Source organism: Pseudomonas synxantha, from assembly GCF_900105675.1.
GTDB lineage: Bacteria > Pseudomonadota > Gammaproteobacteria > Pseudomonadales > Pseudomonadaceae > Aquipseudomonas > Aquipseudomonas synxantha.
Genome location: NZ_LT629786.1, coordinates 6204928 through 6221719, shown reverse-complemented (window position 1 = coordinate 6221719; position 16792 = coordinate 6204928). Strand labels below are relative to the sequence as shown.

The window sequence follows — 16792 nt, the reverse complement described above, 5'->3', positions numbered from 1 at the left end:
GAAAACAAAGGGACAAGGTTATCATGCGTACATTCAATCGCCTGCTGTTGACCGGTTTGATTGCACTCGCTCCGATGGCTGCCATGGCGGCAGACAGTGCTCCTGGAGGTGATCCGGAAGTTACCATTCGCACGGAAGGCGACAAGACGATCCAGGAATACCGCCAGAACGGCTTCCTGTACGCGATCAAGGTCACGCCCAAAGGTGCGCCACCGTACTTCCTGGTACGCGCCGACGGAACCGATGCGAACTTCATCCGTTCTGACCAGCCGGATATGCTGATCCCGTCATGGAAGATCTTCGAATGGAAATGATTTCTTAATTTTAACCGGCGCCGCCCACGGCCGCGCCCGTAACGGCAGTTTTAACCATGTCTGTGTTTACCCCCCTGGCTCGGCCCGAGCTGGAAACTTTTCTCGCACCCTACGGGCTCGGCCGCCTGCTTGATTTCCAGGGGATTGCCGCCGGCAGCGAAAACACCAATTTCTTCATCAGCCTGGAACAGGGCGAGTTCGTCCTGACCCTGGTTGAACGCGGCCCGGTGGCGGAAATGCCGTTCTTCATCGAACTGCTTGACGTGCTCCACGAGGCTGACCTGCCCGTGCCTTACGCTCTGCGCACCACCGATGGCATCGCCTTGCGCGAACTCAAGGGCAAGCCGGCACTGCTGCAACCTCGCCTGGCCGGCAAGCACATCAAGGACGCCAACGCCCAGCATTGCGTCCAGGTCGGCGAGCTGCTCGGCCACCTGCACCTGGCCACCCAGGGCGCAAAGGTGCTGGAGCGCAAGACCGACCGTGGGTTGGATTGGATGCTCAGTGAGGGCGCGCAGCTGATTTCGCACCTCAACGACGCACAACAGCGCTTGCTGCAGGACGCGTTGAGCGAGATCGAAACTCACAAGGCCGAAATCCTCGCCCTGCCACGGGCTAACGTGCACGCCGACCTGTTTCGCGACAATGCGATGTTCGAAGGCACGCACCTGACCGGTCTGATCGACTTCTATAACGCTTGCTCGGGGCCGATGCTCTATGACGTCGCCATCGCCTTGAATGACTGGTGTTCGGATGTCGATGGCGTACTTGATGGGCAACGCGCCCGGGCGCTGTTGGGGGCCTACGCGGGGCTGCGACCGTTCACAGCTAAGGAGGCCGAGCTATGGCCGACCCTGCTGCGTGTGGCGTGCGTGCGTTTCTGGCTGTCACGACTGATCGCCGCCGAGTCGTTTGCCGGCCAGGATGTTCTCATTCACGATCCCGCTGAGTTCGAGCTCCGTCTGGCGCAACGCCAGCAGGTCAGTGTCCACCTGCCGTTCGCGCTCTAAAGAAGATCTGCTCGGTCAACAATGTGGGAGGAGGGGCGGTGCGACGATTCGACTTGCCCCCGATTGTGGTGGGTCAGCAACAATTGTATTCACTGACACTCTCTCATCGGGGCATAGGTATCTACACAACTGCTTGCTCTTGCGCTGTTGCTGTTGCTCTGGCTTTTGATCTTGATCTCAGGCGCCCCGTCAAACACGCTGGCCGAACGCAGGCTTGAATCCGTGGGTAACCCGGCAGGACGCCGGGTTAGCCGCCCCGCGCCATGGATGGCGCGTGGCGGCGGCCCACGGATTCAAGCCTGCGTTCGGGCACACCGAGCCTAAGCGAGGTGCCGAGTGTTGGGGCGAAGGCCTTTTGGTTACTTTTGTGCCTTTACAAAAGTGACACGCCGTAAGGGCGTAACCCTAAGTGGCCGTTACCGCAGCAACGGATATGTACTCGGTCTGATCCAACATCCTGGTTGGCTGTCAGGCCGCCATCGGGAGCAAGCCCCCTCCCACATTTGGCCCCATTGAGGCTTACAACGACTCCAGGCACCCTGCCAAATCATTGCCTAGCTTCTCCAGGACCTGCTCATAACCCTGGGCGGTAGCCGGGGTATAGCCACCCAACGCGTCCAGCTCCGCCAACTTCACCGGCAACCCGGCAACCAGCGTCTCGGCCAATCGCGGCCGCAACGGCGGCTCGCTGAACACGCACGTCTTGCCCACCTCCTGCAAGCGCGTGCGCATCGCCGCCACATGCTGGGCGCCTGGCTGCACTTCGGCGGCCACGCTGAATACGCCGGTGTGCTTGAGGCCGTAAGCCTCTTCGAAGTAGTCAAACGCCTCATGGAATACGAAGTAAGGCTTGCCATCTACGCTCGCCAGTCGCTTTTTCAAGCGCGCATCCAACGCATCCAGACGCTCACCAAAAGCTTTGGCATTGCTCTGATAACGCTCGGCGTTTGCAGGATCAGCCGCACTGAGGTCCGCAGCCATGCGCGTGGCGATTACCCGCGCGTTCACCGTTGACAACCATAAATGCGCATCGACACTGCCAGGTCGATGATCATGGTCATGCTCGTCGGCATCGTCGGCGTGGGAATGGCTATCTTCGCCGAAAATACGTAATTTCATCCCTGGCAGGTCCTGGACGGCCACGGTAGCGGTCGTACGGCCTTTCAACACGCGGGGCAGAAAGGTCTCCATATCCGGCCCGATCCAATACAACAGGTCCACCGACTGTACGCGCCGTACGTCGGATGGGCGCAAAGCGAAGTTATGCGGCGATGCGCCCGGCGGCAGCAACACCTCTGGAACGGCTACTCCATCCTGCACAGCAGCGGCAATCAGCTGCAACGGCTTGATGCTCGTCAGCACCTTGACCTCGGCCTGGGCGGCACTCGCGACGAACAAACTGGTGACAAATACGACAAAAACGGCAAAAAGTCGGGACACGATGACCACTCGATGGCGTAGGAACGGGTAACATAATAACGTCTCTATCAAATATCTGTCGCCGCTCATGCCTAAAACACCGCTTGCCAGCCGTCCCCACGACCACTCTCACTGCGTGCACACCGCATTGTCGGAGGCCGATACCCTGTGCGCGCAGAAAGGCTTGCGCCTGACCGCCTTGCGTCGCCGGGTGCTTGAGCTGGTGTGGCAGAGCCACAAGCCGCTGGGCGCATACGACATTCTCGGCGTACTCAGCGAGCAGGACGGCCGTCGCGCCGCGCCGCCTACCGTATACCGCGCGCTGGATTTCCTGCTGGAAAACGGCCTGGTGCACCGTATCGCCTCGCTCAACGCCTTCGTCGGTTGCAACCACCCGGAGCACGCGCATCAGGGTCAGTTCCTGATCTGCCGCGAATGCCACGCCGCCATCGAGCTTGAACAAAAAAGCATCAGTGACGCCATTATCAAAAGTTCTGCCGAGGTCGGCTTCAAGGTCGAAGGGCAAACGGTCGAAGTAGTCGGCCTGTGCGCGGGCTGCCAGGGGGCTTGATGAGCAACGCCTTAATCCGCCTGGAGCAGGTCGGCGTCACATTCGCCGGGCAAAAGGTGCTGGACAACATCGCACTGAGCGTGGAGCCGGGGCAAATCGTCACCTTGATCGGCCCCAATGGCGCCGGCAAGACCACCCTGGTGCGCGCCGTACTCGGCTTGCTCAAGCCCGACAGCGGCAGCGTGTGGCGCAAGCCAAAGCTGCGCGTGGGCTATATGCCGCAAAAGCTGCATGTGGACCCGACATTGCCGCTGTCCGTATTGCGCTTCCTGCGCCTGGTGCCCGGTGTCGACCGCGCCCGAGCACAGGCCGCGCTCAAGGAAGTGGGTGCCGAGCAAGTGATCGACAGCCCGGTACAAAGCATCTCAGGCGGCGAAATGCAGCGTGTGCTGCTGGCCCGCGCCTTGTTGCGCGAGCCAGAGTTGCTGGTGCTCGATGAACCCGTACAAGGCGTCGACGTCGCCGGTCAGGCCGAGCTGTACAGCCTGATCACCCGCCTGCGCGACCGCCATGGCTGCGGCGTGCTGATGGTCTCCCACGACCTGCACCTGGTGATGAGCACCACCGACCAGGTTGTCTGCCTCAACCGCCACGTATGCTGCTCCGGGCACCCGGAGCAGGTCAGTAGCGACCCGGCTTTCGTCGAGCTGTTCGGCAAGAATGCCCAGAGTCTGGCGATCTACCACCACCATCACGACCACGCTCATGACCTGCATGGTGCCGTCGTCGATACTCCCCACGTCCATGGAGATAGCTGCAAGCATGGCTGATTTTCTGCTCTACGCCCTGCTGGCAGGCTTGGCTTTGGCATTGGTGGCGGGCCCATTGGGCTCCTTCGTGGTCTGGCGGCGCATGGCCTATTTCGGCGACACCTTGTCCCATGCCGCGCTGCTGGGCGTGGCCATGGGCTTCTTGCTGGATGTAAGCCCGACCATCGCCGTGACCGCGGGCTGCCTATTGCTGGCGGTGCTGCTGGTAACCCTGCAACAGCGCCAGCCACTGGCCTCCGACACGTTGCTGGGCATCCTCGCGCCGAGCACCCTGTCCCTGGGCCTGGTGGTGCTGAGCTTCATGCATGAAGTGCGCATAGACCTGATGGCTTATCTATTCGGGGACTTGCTGGCGATCAGCCCGACCGACCTGGCCTGGATCCTCGGCGGTAGCGCGGCCGTGCTGATCCTGCTGCTGACCCTGTGGCGACCGTTGCTGGCGATCACCGTGCATGAAGAACTGGCCACGGTAGAAGGCTTGCCGGTGCCTGCCCTGCGCATGGCCCTGATGTTGTTGATTGCGGTGGTGATTGCTGTCGCGATGAAGATAGTCGGCGTATTGTTGATCACGTCGCTGCTGATCATTCCCGCCGCCGCCGCCCAGCGCCATGCTCGCTCCCCGGAGCAGATGGCAATCGGCGCCAGCTTCCTGGGGATGCTGGCAGTGTGCGGGGGCCTGGCGCTGTCATGGTTCAAGGACACCCCGGCCGGACCGTCGATTGTGGTGACGGCGGCCGCCCTGTTTCTGCTGAGTTTTGTCCTGCCCCGTCGAGGGGTGTAGACTTGCTCGCTTTTTGCGCAAATAGAGAGTCGCAGGAATGAAGCCGTTCACCTCCCGTTATCTGCTCCTTGCCGCATTTTCCCTGCTGCTGGGCGCCTGTCAAAGCACACCGTCCGCCGCCCCCGAGGCGCCGGACGCACGCGCTGCGGCTATCGCACAGCTGGAGCAAAACCTGGCCAGCAACGAGCTGGCCACCGCCGAAGACCAGCTCGCAGCGTTGCAGGCGCAATCGCCCAACGACCCAACCCTTGAGCCTTACCAGCGCCAACTGGCCGAAGCCTACTTGCAACGCAGTCAGATCGTGCTGCAAAAAGGCGACGTCAACGCCGCCGCAACAGCCCTGAGTCGTGCCCGTGCGCTGATGCCCAAGGCGCCCGCACTGACCGGTGGCGTCAACAGCGCTATCAGCCATGCGCGCAAAGCCGAATTGGATCAGGCAGAAGCCGCGTTGAAAGCCGCCGAAGCCAAGCCTGCGGCCAAGGTCATCGACCCCGCAGCACCGAGCACCACCGTGGCGCTGAACCTCGCGGATGTCGAAGACATGCGTCATCAGTTGGATGCCATCGCCACCGACGTGGTGAACTACCAGTGCGATGTCAGCATCCAGGTGCCGCGCACCCAGGATTACCCGTGGTTGGCCACGTTATTGACCAAACGGGTGAAGCGGATTGATTCGGGGTATGACCTGAAGATTCACCGGCAGATTTTGAAACATATTCCGGCGCAGGTTGTACTGATTCCGCGCAAAGCGGACTAAAGAGCATCGGGAGCAAGCCCCCTCCCACACTTGAATGTCTTAACAATTCAAGTGTGGGAGGGGGCTTGCTCCCGATGACGATCTAACTAACAACCCTGAGTTTAGGCCGGAATCGCCTTGGATTTCGGCTCCCGCTCCCACACCCGATGCTGAGCAATCGCAGCAAAGAACGCCTTGAACGCCTTGGCATCAGCGCCCACGATCAACCCCGCATCCGCTTCCAGCTTCAGCAAGTCCAGCAACGGTTTCACATCACTGGCCACCGCAATCGCCTTGAGGTGCTTGTACGCTTCCAGTACGTAATGCAACGCCACACCATCGCCGCTCAACGCCTTCACCGACTCCTTACCGCCCGGGATAAACACCGCGTCAAAGGCAATGGACGGCATGCCTTCCATCGAAGCGTCTACCGGTAGCGTCTTGCCATCTGCGGTAGTCACAGGCGCCGACGTCGGCCCCAGCAATTTGGCATGGGCGCCTTCAGCCTCCAGCGCGGCCTTAAGCGCATCAATCGCCGCACCATCAACGCCGTTAGCCGCCAGAATCGCCACTTTGCGCGTCTTGATATCACCCGACAGCAAGTTCACCTGGCTCAACGCTGGTGATTCTTTCAGCGATGTCTCACGCGCAGGGACTGTGCCTTTGGTCGGCGCCGGCACGCCCAGGTTTTGCGCAACGCGCTTGGCCAGTTCCAGATCGATATTGGCCAGAATCTCATTCACCTGGCGCGCACGGATAAACTCACGCTCCACCTTGCCCAACTCGAAGCTATAGGCCGCGATGATGTGCTCTTTCTCGTGGTGGCTCATGCTGTTGTAAAACAGCGTGGCCTGGGAGAAGTGATCACCAAACGACTCACTGCGCTCGCGCACTTTGTTAGCGTCGACACGCTCGTAATAGGTCTCGAAGCCACCGTCCTGTGGCGCAGGCGGGGTTTCTTTCGGCCAACCGCCGTCGATCGAGTTCGGCTCGTACGAAGCACGGCCTTTGTCGATGACCGTGCGATGTTGGGCATCACGCTGGCCATTATGGAAAGGCACCACAGGTCGGTTGATCGGGATCTCGTGGAAGTTCGGCCCGCCCAGACGGCTGATCTGGGTATCCGTATAGGAAAACAGACGGCCTTGCAGCAGCGGGTCGTTGGTAAAGTCGATGCCCGGCACGATATGGCCCGGGCAGAACGCAATCTGCTCTACCTCAGCGAAGAAGTTATCCGGGTTGCGGTTGAGCACCATCTTGCCCAGCGGCGTGATCGGCACCAATTCCTCGGGAATAATCTTGGTCGGGTCAAGCAGGTCGAAATCGAACTTGTGTTCGTCTTCTTCCGCCACAATCTGCACACCCAGTTCCCACTCAGGGTAGTCACCGCTTTCAATCGCTTCCCACAGGTCACGACGGTGGTAATCGGTATCTTTACCGGCAAGTTTCTGCGCTTCGTCCCAGACCAGGGAGCAGGTGCCTACCTTCGGCCGCCAGTGGAATTTGACGAAGCTGGATTTGCCCTCGGTATTGATCAGGCGGAAGGTGTGCACGCCAAACCCCTGCATGGCCCGCAGGCTCTTCGGAATGGCCCGGTCAGACATGGCCCAGATCACCATGTGCGCCGACTCCGGCTGCAGCGAAACGAAATCCCAGAACGTATCGTGGGCCGAGCCACCGGTAGGAATCTCGTTGTGGGGTTCAGGTTTTACCGCATGTACAAAGTCGGGAAACTTGATCGCGTCCTGGATGAAGAATACCGGCATGTTGTTGCCGACCAGATCAAAGTTGCCTTCCTCGGTGAAGAATTTCACGGCAAAGCCACGTACATCACGTACGGTATCGCCAGAGCCACGCGGTCCTTGCACCGTGGAAAATCGCGCGAACACCGGGGTCTTATGCTCCGGGGTACGCAGGAAACCAGCCTTGGTCAGCGCCGAATGGTCTTCATAAGATTGGAAATAGCCGTGGGCGCCAGTACCACGAGCATGCACGATGCGCTCCGGGATACGCTCATGGTCAAAGTGCGTGATTTTTTCACGCATGATGAAGTCTTCCAGCAGCGACGGGCCGCGGGCGCCGACTTTGAGGGTGTTCTGGTTATCGGCAATCTTTACGCCTTGGTTGGTGCGCAGGGCCTGGCCGGTCGCATCGGAACGGAATTCTTCCAGGGCCTGCAGCTTGGCGTTGGTGTTGCCACGATCCACTGTATCGGTACCCGCGAGTTCACTCTTAGGCGGGGTGGCTGGCTTGTTGATACTCATCAGTCAAAACTCCTTATTCAAAGTGGCCAGAGCGGTCCCCGGCTCGTTTGAGCAAAACCCCAGACACGGCACCTGGGAAATCGAGTTGCTTAAGTAGTGACTGACGCGGTTTTGCACCGTTCCTTTTTTATGACCTTTGATCGCGTTATTGCCAAATGACTGGATGAATGCGAAATAAATGCTAAGAAACGCTATACGGACAGGCTAAAATGCGCGCCCGGCTAACCGCTGATCCCTTTTCAATGCGCCCCACAAGGTTCGCTACGTGATCGAGTTTCAAAACGTTCATAAAACCTACCGCGTCGCCGGTAAGGATATCCCCGCACTGCACCCCACCAGCCTGCGCGTCGAGAACGGCCAGGTGTTTGGCCTGATTGGTCATTCGGGTGCAGGTAAAAGCACCCTGCTGCGCCTGATCAACCGCCTGGAAGAGCCCAGCGGTGGTCAGATCAGCGTGGATGGCGAAGAAGTCACCGCCCTGGACGCCAACGGCCTTCGCCGTTTCCGCCAGCAGGTCGGCATGATCTTCCAGCACTTCAACCTGCTGGCGTCCAAGACCGTCGCCGACAACGTGGCGCTGCCGCTGACCCTGGCCGGTGAGCTGTCGCGTAAGGCCATCGACCAACGCGTCGCCGAACTGCTCGCGCGCGTCGGCCTGTCGGACCATGCCAAGAAGTACCCGGCCCAGTTGTCCGGTGGCCAGAAGCAGCGCGTCGGCATTGCCCGCGCCCTGGCGACCAAGCCAAAGATTTTGCTGTGTGACGAAGCCACCAGCGCCCTCGACCCGCAAACCACCGCGTCGGTCCTGCAACTGCTGGCCGAGATCAACCGGGAGTTGAACCTGACCATCGTGCTGATCACCCATGAAATGGATGTGATCCGCCGCGTGTGCGACCAGGTCGCCGTGATGGACGCCGGCGTGATCGTCGAGCAAGGCTCGGTGGCGGACGTGTTCCTACACCCCAAGCACCCGACTACCAAACGCTTCGTGCAAGAAGCCGAACAGGTCGACGAAGGCGAGCAGCATGACGACTTCGCCCATGTACCAGGTCGCATCGTGCGCCTGACGTTCCAGGGCGAAGCGACCTACGCGCCATTGTTGGGTACTGTCGCCCGGGAAACGGGCGTGGACTACAGCATCCTTGCCGGCCGTATCGACCGCATCAAAGACATCCCTTACGGGCAACTGACCCTCGCCGTCACTGGCGGTGACATGGATGCCGCGTTTGCGCGCTTCACCGCCGCAGACGTTCACATGGAGGTCCTGCGCTGATGGACGTTTTCCTGAGTTTCTTTGCCAATATCGACTGGTCCGAAATCTGGCTCGCCACCGGCGACACCATGATTATGCTGTTCGGCTCGCTGTTCTTCACCGTGCTGCTGGGTTTGCCCCTGGGCGTGCTGCTGTTCCTGACCAGCCCGCGCCAACTGTACGAACAAAAAGGCCTGTACGCGCTGCTGTCGCTGATCGTAAACATCCTGCGCTCGCTGCCGTTCATCATCCTGTTGATCGTGATGATCCCGTTCACCGTACTGATCACCGGCACGTCGCTGGGTGTCGCCGGAGCAATTCCGCCACTGGTCGTCGGTGCCACACCATTCTTTGCGCGCCTAGTGGAAACCGCCCTGCGCGAAGTGGACCGTGGCATCATCGAAGCCACCCAATCCATGGGCGCCAGCACGCGCCAAATCATCACCAACGCCCTGCTGCCCGAAGCCCGTCCCGGCATTTTCGCAGCGATTACGGTGACAGCGATTACGCTGGTTTCCTACACCGCCATGGCTGGCGTCGTCGGTGCCGGTGGGCTGGGTGACTTGGCGATCCGTTTCGGCTACCAGCGCTTCCAGACCGATGTGATGGTGGTCACAGTGGTGATGCTGTTGATCCTGGTGCAAATTCTACAAACCGTCGGCGACAGGCTGGTGGTGCATTTTTCTCGAAAATAACGGCCATTGCCGGCCCAGCCGGCAGATGCCCGAACAAGGAGCTTGCTGGATGAAAAAACTACTGGTTGCCTTCGCTGCCGTTGCCGCGTTTTCTGCCCATGCCGAGACTATCAAGGTCGCGGCCTCACCGGTGCCTCACGCGGAAATTCTCGAATTCGTGAAGCCTGCCCTTGCCAAAGAAGGCGTGGACTTGCAGGTCAAAGTCTTTACCGACTACGTGCAGCCCAACGTGCAAGTCGCTGAAAAGCGCCTGGACGCCAATTTCTTCCAGCACCAGCCATACTTGGATGAGTTCAACAAGGCCAAGGGCACTCACCTGGTGAGCGTTGGCGGCGTGCACCTGGAACCCCTTGGCGCCTACTCCAGCAAGTACAAGAAACTGGAAGAGCTGCCAAGCGGTGCCAACGTAGTGATCCCGAACGACGCCACCAACGGCGGTCGTGCGCTGTTGCTGCTGGCCAAGAACGGCCTGATCACCCTGAAGGACCCGACCGACATCCTGTCGACCATCAAGGACATCACCGAGAACCCGAAAAACCTGAAATTCCGCGAACTGGAAGCCGCCACCTTGCCACGCGTGCTGACCCAGGTCGACCTGGCGCTGATCAACACCAACTACGCCCTGGAAGCCAAGCTGGATCCATCCAAGGACGCCCTGATAATCGAAGGCAGCGACTCGCCTTACGTGAACATCCTGGTGACCCGCGAAGACAACAAGGATTCGGACGCGGTGAAGAAGCTGGTTGCAGCCCTGCACACGCCTGAAGTGAAAAAATTCATCGAAGAGAAGTACAAAGGCGCGATCAAGCCAGCGTTCTGAGCCGCCCCAATCTCCCAAACACTGAAGATCAAAATGTGGGAGGGGGCTTGCCCCCGATAGCAGAGTGTCAGTCGATGCATGAGCTGACCGGTCCACCGCTATCGGGAGCAAGCCCCCTCCCACATTTGTTTTGCGCCGCTTGTGAGATCAAGCCAACGCACAGCCACCTTAAAACACAGGCAAGAAAAAGCGCCTGACACTAGGTGGCGCTTTGTGCGCCTAACGATATAAGGGCTTCCACACCCTGTCACTGAATTTGCAGCGACAGGCCAAAGACTAGCCACACAAGCACCACCCAACAAGTTCACGCAAAGCGCGACAACATGCAGGAAATGTCCGACACCACACTTTTTTAAACTTTGCACAAATCCTAATGTGGGAGGGGGCTTGCTCCCGATAGCAGAGTGTCAGTCGATGCATGAGCTGACTGGTCCACAGCTATCAGGAGCAAGCCCCCTCCCACATTTGCTTTGTGTTGTCTTTATTTGCGCTGTAGCAACCCTGGCAACTGCGCTACCAGCTTCTGGTTGTTCAGCGGCGCACGGATAAACCCACGCTGGGTACCGTCCGGGCCGATCAGCGCGAGGTTGCCGCTGTGATCCACGGTGTAGTTCGGCTTGCTGGTATCCGCCGGAATGAAGGGAATGCTCACGGCATTCGAGACCTTCTGCACATCCTCTACAGTAGCGCCGGTCAGGCCCTCGAATTGCGGATCGAAGTAGCTCAGGTATTGCTTGAGCTGAGTCGGGGTATCGCGGTTCGGATCGACGCTGACCAGGATCACCTGAAACTTATCCACAGCCTCTTTGGGCAGCTCGCTCTTGATCTGGCGCAGTTGGGCGAGGGTGGTCGGGCAAATATCCGGGCAGAAGGTGTAGCCAAAGAACAGCAGGCTCCACTTGCCTTTCAACTCATTGACCAGCACCGGCTGGCCGTCCTGGTTGGTCATGCTCACCGGCGGTAACTGGCGGCTTTGCGGCAGCAGGATAATGCCGGCGTCGATCAGCGCAGTGGGGTCGCCCTGACCTTTGCCCGAGAGCACTTTGTTAACGGTCAGGCCCATGATCAACGCCACCAGGGCCACGAGGATGAAGACGGTTTTTTGAGTTCGAGTCATAGGTTCAACAGTAGGTAGTGGTCTACGAGCAGGGCGATAAACAACAGGAACAGGTACCAGATAGAGTACTTGAACGTGTTGATCGCCGCGTGCGGCTTGCTGCCACGGTACAGCACCCAGGCCCATTGCAGAAAGCGCGCTCCCAATACCAAGGCACAAGCCAGGTAGAGCAAGCCGCTCATATGAATGACGTAGGGCAACAGGCTCACCGCCAGCAAAGCAAAGGTATACAGCAGGATATGCACCTTGGTGTAGTGCTCGCCATGGGTGACCGGCAGCATCGGGATATCAGCCTTGGCGTATTCCTCTTTGCGGTGGATGGCCAGGGCCCAGAAGTGTGGCGGGGTCCAGGCGAAGATAATCAGTACCAGCAGCAAGGGTTCGGCGCTGACATGCCCCGTAACGGCAACCCAACCCAGCAGCGGCGGTGCAGCACCGGCCAGGCCACCTATGACGATATTCTGCGGCGTCGCGCGCTTGAGAAAACCGGTGTAGATCACTGCGTAACCGAGCAGCGAGGCCAGCGTCAGCCAGGCTGCCAGCGGGTTGGTGAACGCCAGCAATAGGGCCAAGCCGGCAACAGCAAGAACCAATGCAAAGGTCAGTGCTGCAATGGGTGACACACGCCCCTCGGCCAACGGTCGCTTGTGGGTGCGCGCCATCACCGCATCAATCCGCCGATCGACCACATGGTTCACCGCCGCCGCACCGCCCGCACACAGGGCAATGCCCAGGTTGCCAAACACCAGCACCGTCCAGGGCACCCCGGCGCGGGTGGCGAGGAACATGCCCACCAGCGAGGTGATCAGCATCAGCACCACCACTTTCGGCTTGGTCAGCTCCAGGTAGTCACGCCAGATTGCCTGAGCGTGACGTGCGCCGATCAAGGTCGCCATGGCATCTCTCCTTTAAGGGTGATCAGGCCGGAAACCTGTTTGCGCGGGCTGAAACGCCAGCCGAACGGTAGCTGGTGGCGAACCCGGACCAGGCTGGTACGCGCATGGTAATTGACCAGCACCAGAGTCAGTAACAACGCCGCTCCGCCCGCGTTATGCCCCACCGCCACGGGCAACGGCAGGCCGAAAGCCACATTGCTCACCCCCAGGCTGATTTGCGCAGCCAGGGCGATCAACAGCAAACCCGCCAGCCGCGTCATGCCCACGACACGCAGTTGCCAGGCCAGGCCCAGAAGCACCAGGGTCACCAGTACGGCGCCGATGCGATGGGTCAGGTGGATCGCCGTGCGAGCCTCGCTGTCGAGCTGACCACCCAAGTAATTGGGGCCGATGTGCTGGGTCAGGTGAAACCCATTGGCAAAATCCGCCGCCGGCCACCATTGGCCGTGGCAGGTCGGCAGATCGACACAGGCCACGGCCGCGTAGTTGGAACTGACCCAACCACCCAGCGCGATCTGCCCGATCACTAGCACCAAGCCCGCCGTCGCCCAATATTGCAGGCGCTTGGGCACGATCAGCGCCGGCAGCACGCCAGATAAACGCAGGGTCAGCAAAAACAGCAGGCTCAAGGTCGCAAAACCACCCAACAGGTGCCCGGTGACGACTTGCGGCCACAACTTCAAGGTCACCGTCCACATCCCAAAGGCGGCCTGGGCAAATACCACCGCCAACACAAACAAGGGCAATTTCACCGGCTGGCCCGGGTCACGCCGATGGCTCCACGAGCGCGCCGCCAACAGCGCAATCAATAGCCCCAGGCTGCCAGCGAAGTAGCGATGGGTCATCTCGGCCCAGCCTTTGTCAGCCTCTACCGGTGTGTCGGGAAAATGCAGTTCGGCATGGGCCAGTTGGGCTTCGCTGTTGGGCACGCTGATAAAACCATAGCAACCCGGCCAATCCGGGCAACCCAGGCCGGCGTGGGTCAGGCGCGTGTAGGCTCCGAGCAGTACGACAATCAGCGCCAGTAACGTGGCAAACAGCGCGAGGCGAAATCCAGGCTTGGCCATGACGATGCCCTTATCCGATATTTGATAGTTTCAGCAGCAGGCGCAGGTCGTTGAGCAAGTCCTTGCCCTTGACCTTGGCGTCGTAGCGCAGCACCAGGTTGCCGTGGGGGTCGACGATCCACAGTTGCGCCTCGCCGGGGGCGGCAGCGCTCTTGGTAAAGGTCGGCAGATCCAGCGGGTAACGCTGCAGTTGTGGGTATTCGGCCTTGAGCTTGGCGTCGTATTGCGCAGCGACAGGCTGCGCGCTGGCCAGGGCGTGGCTGGCACGGGAGGCGTCGCGACCGAGGCCGATCTGCAGTTGCCGAGCGAGGTAGACCAATTGTTGGCAATCGGCAGCGCACGTGGCAGGGGCAGTAACCAGCAGTTGCCAGCGATCTTCATCTGCCTGTACGCCGATGTCGGCACGGGTCTGGCCGTTGCCAATCAGTTCGCCATGGTAGCTGCGACTGTCTGGAACCCAGAATTGCAGCTTGTACATCAGGGTCGCCAGCACCATCGGGCCGACCACCATGAGCAGGATCAGGACCAGTTGCCAGCGACCTTTGCGGCGGTCAGGCACCTCAGACATGTTGGGTGGATTCATGGCCGCTCCCATGGGGCTTCTCCTTTTTGTTGTGCCATCCGAAGTAGAGGTAAAGCACCAGCAACGCCAGTGCCATGGCAAACCACTGCACCGCATAGGCCAAGTGTTTTTCCGGGCCCATGGCGACGATTGGCCAAGTGGTGTCGTACGTACCAGGACCCGCTTCAGCGCGCAGTTCGTAGGCAAAACCGCTACGCCCCAACTCGTCCCACAGCGCGGCGGGGTGCAGCGCTGTGAGCAGACGTGGCCATTGCGCGCTCGCAGGGTCGGCATGCAGCTGGAAAGTCTCGCCGGGGGCGACGTACACCCAGGCGTCGAGATTCAGTGCCTGCCCGGGGGTGGAAAAAGCCGGGGGTGTACGCCGGTCAGGCCATGGCAGCCAGCCGCGGTTGAGCAATAACCATAGGCCGCTGGCCTGGTCGTGGAAGGGCTGCAGCAGCTCGACACCCGCCTTGCCGTCGCGCATACGGTTGTCCAGCAGCACGCTGTGCTCGGCATCGAATTGACCACGAAGATGGACGCGGCGAAAGGCAGGATCGGCCATGTCGTTGAGCTGCACGCTGTTCACCGGCTCGGCGGTGCGGCGCTCGGCATAGCTGTCCACCAGCAGCTGTTTTTCATGTCCTCGAGCCAGTTGCCAGAATCCCAGGCTCACCATCAATGGCAGCAACACCAGCACCACCAGCGTCGGCGCGATACCCGGACGAAAGCGCTGCACGGCACTGGCTATACTGGATCTCATCGCCCCTCCCCCTATAGCCCTGGAGCCAAACCATGCTCAAAGCAGCCATTGCCCTGATGCTGATCGCGACTGTCGTGAGCCTGTTCAGTGGCTTGTTCTTCCTGGTCAAGGACGAGGGCAATTCCAACCGCCTCGTCACTGCCTTGACCGTGCGCGTGGTACTGGCCGTGATCACCGTGGGCTTGATCGCCTGGGGCTTTTTCAGCGGCCAACTGGTCTCTCATGTGCCGTGGTAAACCACCTCACAGCACATAGACGAAGAAAAACAGCCCGATCCACACCACATCCACAAAGTGCCAATACCAACTGGCCGCCTCGAAACCAAACTGATGCTCGGCGTTGAAATGCCCGCGCAGGATGCGCATCAGCATCACAAACAAAATGATGGTGCCGATGGTCACGTGGGCACCGTGAAACCCCGTGAGCATGAAGAAGGTTGCGCCGTACACGCCAGAGCCCAAGGTCAAGCCCAGCTCTTTATAGGCGTGGATGTACTCCTCAGCCTGAAAACCGAGAAACGCCAGGCCAAGCAGCACGGTGATCGCCAGCCAGATCTTCAGCGCACCGCGATGACCTTTACGCAGGGCATGGTGGGCGATGGTGATAGTCACGCTGGAGCTCACCAGCAAAATGGTGTTCACCAAGGGCAGGCCCCAAGGGCTGATGGTGCCTTTGGGCGCAGGGTAGAGCTTGGGATCGGGGTTGTTGAGCAGCGGCCAGGCAAATTCGAAATTCGGCCACAGCATATGGGCGATGCCTTTGGGGCCTTCGCCCGCCAGCCAGGGGCCCGCCCACACGCGTACATAGAACAGCGCACCAAAAAAGGCGATGAAGAACATCACCTCGGAAAAGATGAACCAGGTCATGCCCCAGCGAAACGAGCGATCCATCTGCGCACTGTACAACCCGGCGCGGCTTTCCTTGATTACCGCGCCGAACCAGCCGAACAGCATGTAGGCCAGCAACAACCCGCCGACGAAAAAGATCCACGGGCCATGGGATTCCGGGCGCGCCGCCTTTAAGTCGTTGAACCATACGGCCAGGCCATACACGGTGACCAGCAGGCCAATCGTGGCAATTATCGGCCATTTGCTTTGCGCTGGTACGTAGTACGTATCATGAGTCGACATGTATTCGCTCTCCTGATTGAGGGGGCAAACAGTAGCTAGCCGCCGCTGTTCGCGGCCACCGGCGCTTGCCGCGCAGTGATGTCAAACAGCGTGTACGCCAGGGTCAAATGCTTCACATCCTTGGGCATGGCGCGGTCGACGATAAAACGCACCGGCATTTCGATACGCTCGCCTGGCTGCAGCACCTGCTGGGTAAAGCAAAAGCATTCGGTCTTGTGGAAATACATCGCCGCTTCGGCCGGGGAAATGCTCGGGATCGCCTGGGCCGTCATCGGCTTATTGGTGGGGTTGTAGGCCACGAACAGCATCTCGTTGACCGCCCCGGGGTTGACCACGATTTCATCGGCCTTGGAATGAAACTCCCAGACCATGTCGATGGCATTGGTTGACAGAAACTGCACCCGCACCTGGCGCGACGGGTCAACGATTTGCTCACCCTCGTACTGCCCAGCGGTCTTGCCGTTGATGCCGAACGCCTTGCACATCACGTCGTAGATCGGCACCAGGGCGAAGCCGAAGGCGAACATCGCCAGCACCAGGATCAGCAGGCGGATGACCAGGCGTTTGATCGGCACAGACTCAGACATGACAATCACCCGAGACGAACCAGGAAAGTGTAGGAGGG

General features: G+C 60.1%; 19 protein-coding genes. 10 read left to right on the top strand and 9 right to left on the bottom strand.

Features of this window, described 5'->3' with window-relative positions; translation table 11 throughout:
- The first annotated feature begins 23 nt into the window (after nucleotides 1-23).
- Together BLU48_RS28835 and BLU48_RS28830 are read left to right on the top strand one after the other, a co-directional pair.
- Nucleotides 24-314: a DUF2782 domain-containing protein gene (locus BLU48_RS28835; protein ID WP_016978788.1), complete on the top strand. Its 291-nt coding sequence runs from the start codon at nucleotides 24-26 to the stop codon at nucleotides 312-314.
- Between the two features lie 56 nt (nucleotides 315-370).
- The gene (locus tag BLU48_RS28830; protein ID WP_057023187.1) at nucleotides 371-1324 is read left to right on the top strand and encodes a homoserine kinase; all 954 of its coding nucleotides are present in this window, start codon (nucleotides 371-373) and stop codon (nucleotides 1322-1324) included.
- Nucleotides 1325-1843: 519 nt separating this feature from the next.
- Here the strand turns inward: BLU48_RS28830 and BLU48_RS28825 are convergent.
- The gene (locus BLU48_RS28825; RefSeq protein ID WP_046070276.1) at nucleotides 1844-2773 is read right to left on the bottom strand and encodes a zinc ABC transporter substrate-binding protein ZnuA; all 930 of its coding nucleotides are present in this window, start codon (nucleotides 2771-2773) and stop codon (nucleotides 1844-1846) included.
- A gap of 58 nt (nucleotides 2774-2831) precedes the next feature.
- On the opposite strand from BLU48_RS28825, the gene zur reads away from it, so the two are divergent.
- The 4 genes from zur to BLU48_RS28805 are packed head-to-tail and all read left to right on the top strand — an operon-like array spanning nucleotide 2832 to nucleotide 5622.
- Entirely contained in the window at nucleotides 2832-3314 is a 483-nt protein-coding gene (zur, locus tag BLU48_RS28820; RefSeq protein WP_043048330.1) for a zinc uptake transcriptional repressor Zur, read from the top strand.
- On the top strand, nucleotides 3314-4084 hold the full coding sequence (znuC, locus tag BLU48_RS28815; protein ID WP_057023188.1) for a zinc ABC transporter ATP-binding protein ZnuC: 771 nt from the start codon (nucleotides 3314-3316) through the stop codon (nucleotides 4082-4084). The genes zur and znuC overlap by 1 nt, the downstream gene beginning before the upstream one ends.
- Entirely contained in the window at nucleotides 4077-4865 is a 789-nt protein-coding gene (gene znuB, locus BLU48_RS28810; RefSeq protein WP_057023189.1) for a zinc ABC transporter permease subunit ZnuB, read from the top strand. The genes znuC and znuB overlap by 8 nt, the downstream gene beginning before the upstream one ends.
- A 37-nt stretch (nucleotides 4866-4902) precedes the next feature.
- Complete coding sequence (locus BLU48_RS28805; RefSeq protein ID WP_057023190.1) at nucleotides 4903-5622, top strand: PA5502 family lipoprotein; 720 nt, start codon at nucleotides 4903-4905, stop codon at nucleotides 5620-5622.
- A gap of 101 nt (nucleotides 5623-5723) precedes the next feature.
- On the opposite strand, the gene katE is transcribed toward BLU48_RS28805, so the two are convergent.
- Complete coding sequence (katE, locus tag BLU48_RS28800; protein ID WP_057023191.1) at nucleotides 5724-7865, bottom strand: catalase HPII; 2142 nt, start codon at nucleotides 7863-7865, stop codon at nucleotides 5724-5726.
- 265 nt (nucleotides 7866-8130) lie between these two features.
- Between katE and BLU48_RS28795 the strand changes: the two genes are divergently transcribed.
- The 3 genes from BLU48_RS28795 to BLU48_RS28785 are packed head-to-tail and all read left to right on the top strand — an operon-like array spanning nucleotide 8131 to nucleotide 10632.
- Nucleotides 8131-9138, top strand: coding sequence for a methionine ABC transporter ATP-binding protein (locus tag BLU48_RS28795; protein WP_057023192.1), 1008 nt, complete (start codon nucleotides 8131-8133; stop codon nucleotides 9136-9138).
- Nucleotides 9138-9812, top strand: a complete 675-nt coding sequence (locus BLU48_RS28790) for a methionine ABC transporter permease (RefSeq protein ID WP_057023193.1) — start codon at nucleotides 9138-9140, stop codon at nucleotides 9810-9812. Before BLU48_RS28795 ends, BLU48_RS28790 begins: the two co-directional genes overlap by 1 nt.
- Nucleotides 9813-9861: 49 nt before the next feature.
- Nucleotides 9862-10632 carry a MetQ/NlpA family ABC transporter substrate-binding protein gene (locus BLU48_RS28785; protein ID WP_057023194.1) on the top strand — a complete coding sequence of 257 codons (771 nt, stop codon included), beginning with the start codon at nucleotides 9862-9864 and terminating at the stop codon, nucleotides 10630-10632.
- Between the two features lie 481 nt (nucleotides 10633-11113).
- Here the strand turns inward: BLU48_RS28785 and BLU48_RS28780 are convergent, their stop codons facing one another.
- From BLU48_RS28780 to BLU48_RS28760, 5 genes are read right to left on the bottom strand one after another with little or no spacing between them, the layout of a single operon-like run.
- Nucleotides 11114-11749 (bottom strand): SCO family protein, encoded by a 636-nt coding sequence (locus BLU48_RS28780; protein WP_057023195.1) that lies wholly within the window; start codon nucleotides 11747-11749, stop codon nucleotides 11114-11116.
- Nucleotides 11746-12645: a heme o synthase gene (gene cyoE / locus BLU48_RS28775; RefSeq protein WP_057023196.1), complete on the bottom strand. Its 900-nt coding sequence runs from the start codon at nucleotides 12643-12645 to the stop codon at nucleotides 11746-11748. Before cyoE ends, BLU48_RS28780 begins: the two co-directional genes overlap by 4 nt.
- Nucleotides 12633-13712, bottom strand: coding sequence for a COX15/CtaA family protein (locus BLU48_RS28770; RefSeq protein WP_057023197.1), 1080 nt, complete (start codon nucleotides 13710-13712; stop codon nucleotides 12633-12635). The genes cyoE and BLU48_RS28770 overlap by 13 nt, the downstream gene beginning before the upstream one ends.
- A gap of 10 nt (nucleotides 13713-13722) precedes the next feature.
- Nucleotides 13723-14307, bottom strand: coding sequence for a hypothetical protein (locus BLU48_RS28765; protein ID WP_046072616.1), 585 nt, complete (start codon nucleotides 14305-14307; stop codon nucleotides 13723-13725).
- Nucleotides 14273-15037: an SURF1 family protein gene (locus tag BLU48_RS28760; protein WP_057023198.1), complete on the bottom strand. Its 765-nt coding sequence runs from the start codon at nucleotides 15035-15037 to the stop codon at nucleotides 14273-14275. Before BLU48_RS28760 ends, BLU48_RS28765 begins: the two co-directional genes overlap by 35 nt.
- A 32-nt stretch (nucleotides 15038-15069) precedes the next feature.
- Here BLU48_RS28760 and BLU48_RS28755 point away from each other — a divergent pair, with 32 nt between their 5' ends.
- Nucleotides 15070-15273 carry a twin transmembrane helix small protein gene (locus tag BLU48_RS28755; protein WP_046070265.1) on the top strand — a complete coding sequence of 68 codons (204 nt, stop codon included), beginning with the start codon at nucleotides 15070-15072 and terminating at the stop codon, nucleotides 15271-15273.
- Between the two features lie 6 nt (nucleotides 15274-15279).
- On the opposite strand, the gene BLU48_RS28750 is transcribed toward BLU48_RS28755, so the two are convergent.
- A complete protein-coding gene (locus BLU48_RS28750; protein ID WP_043048310.1) occupies nucleotides 15280-16167 on the bottom strand; it encodes a cytochrome c oxidase subunit 3 in 888 nt (295 codons plus the stop codon).
- Nucleotides 16168-16202: 35 nt separating this feature from the next.
- Nucleotides 16203-16754 carry a cytochrome c oxidase assembly protein gene (locus BLU48_RS28745; RefSeq protein ID WP_057023199.1) on the bottom strand — a complete coding sequence of 184 codons (552 nt, stop codon included), beginning with the start codon at nucleotides 16752-16754 and terminating at the stop codon, nucleotides 16203-16205.
- Nucleotides 16755-16792 lie beyond the last annotated feature (38 nt).

What these genes read in the sequence shown, in the direction of transcription:
- BLU48_RS28755 (WP_046070265.1), top strand. Translation starts at nt 15,070, where the DNA reads ATGCTCAAAGCAGCCATTGCCCTGATGCTGATCGCGACTGTCGTGAGC.
- znuB (WP_057023189.1), top strand. Translation starts at nt 4,077, where the DNA reads ATGGCTGATTTTCTGCTCTACGCCCTGCTGGCAGGCTTGGCTTTGGCA.
- cyoE (WP_057023196.1), bottom strand. Translation starts at nt 12,645, where the DNA reads ATGGCGACCTTGATCGGCGCACGTCACGCTCAGGCAATCTGGCGTGAC.
- katE (WP_057023191.1), bottom strand. Translation starts at nt 7,865, where the DNA reads ATGAGTATCAACAAGCCAGCCACCCCGCCTAAGAGTGAACTCGCGGGT.
- zur (WP_043048330.1), top strand. Translation starts at nt 2,832, where the DNA reads ATGCCTAAAACACCGCTTGCCAGCCGTCCCCACGACCACTCTCACTGC.
- BLU48_RS28760 (WP_057023198.1), bottom strand. Translation starts at nt 15,037, where the DNA reads ATGAGATCCAGTATAGCCAGTGCCGTGCAGCGCTTTCGTCCGGGTATC.
- BLU48_RS28785 (WP_057023194.1), top strand. Translation starts at nt 9,862, where the DNA reads ATGAAAAAACTACTGGTTGCCTTCGCTGCCGTTGCCGCGTTTTCTGCC.
- BLU48_RS28745 (WP_057023199.1), bottom strand. Translation starts at nt 16,754, where the DNA reads ATGTCTGAGTCTGTGCCGATCAAACGCCTGGTCATCCGCCTGCTGATC.
- BLU48_RS28805 (WP_057023190.1), top strand. Translation starts at nt 4,903, where the DNA reads ATGAAGCCGTTCACCTCCCGTTATCTGCTCCTTGCCGCATTTTCCCTG.
- BLU48_RS28790 (WP_057023193.1), top strand. Translation starts at nt 9,138, where the DNA reads ATGGACGTTTTCCTGAGTTTCTTTGCCAATATCGACTGGTCCGAAATC.
- BLU48_RS28770 (WP_057023197.1), bottom strand. Translation starts at nt 13,712, where the DNA reads ATGGCCAAGCCTGGATTTCGCCTCGCGCTGTTTGCCACGTTACTGGCG.
- BLU48_RS28750 (WP_043048310.1), bottom strand. Translation starts at nt 16,167, where the DNA reads ATGTCGACTCATGATACGTACTACGTACCAGCGCAAAGCAAATGGCCG.
- BLU48_RS28830 (WP_057023187.1), top strand. Translation starts at nt 371, where the DNA reads ATGTCTGTGTTTACCCCCCTGGCTCGGCCCGAGCTGGAAACTTTTCTC.
- znuC (WP_057023188.1), top strand. Translation starts at nt 3,314, where the DNA reads ATGAGCAACGCCTTAATCCGCCTGGAGCAGGTCGGCGTCACATTCGCC.
- BLU48_RS28765 (WP_046072616.1), bottom strand. Translation starts at nt 14,307, where the DNA reads ATGGGAGCGGCCATGAATCCACCCAACATGTCTGAGGTGCCTGACCGC.
- BLU48_RS28780 (WP_057023195.1), bottom strand. Translation starts at nt 11,749, where the DNA reads ATGACTCGAACTCAAAAAACCGTCTTCATCCTCGTGGCCCTGGTGGCG.
- BLU48_RS28835 (WP_016978788.1), top strand. Translation starts at nt 24, where the DNA reads ATGCGTACATTCAATCGCCTGCTGTTGACCGGTTTGATTGCACTCGCT.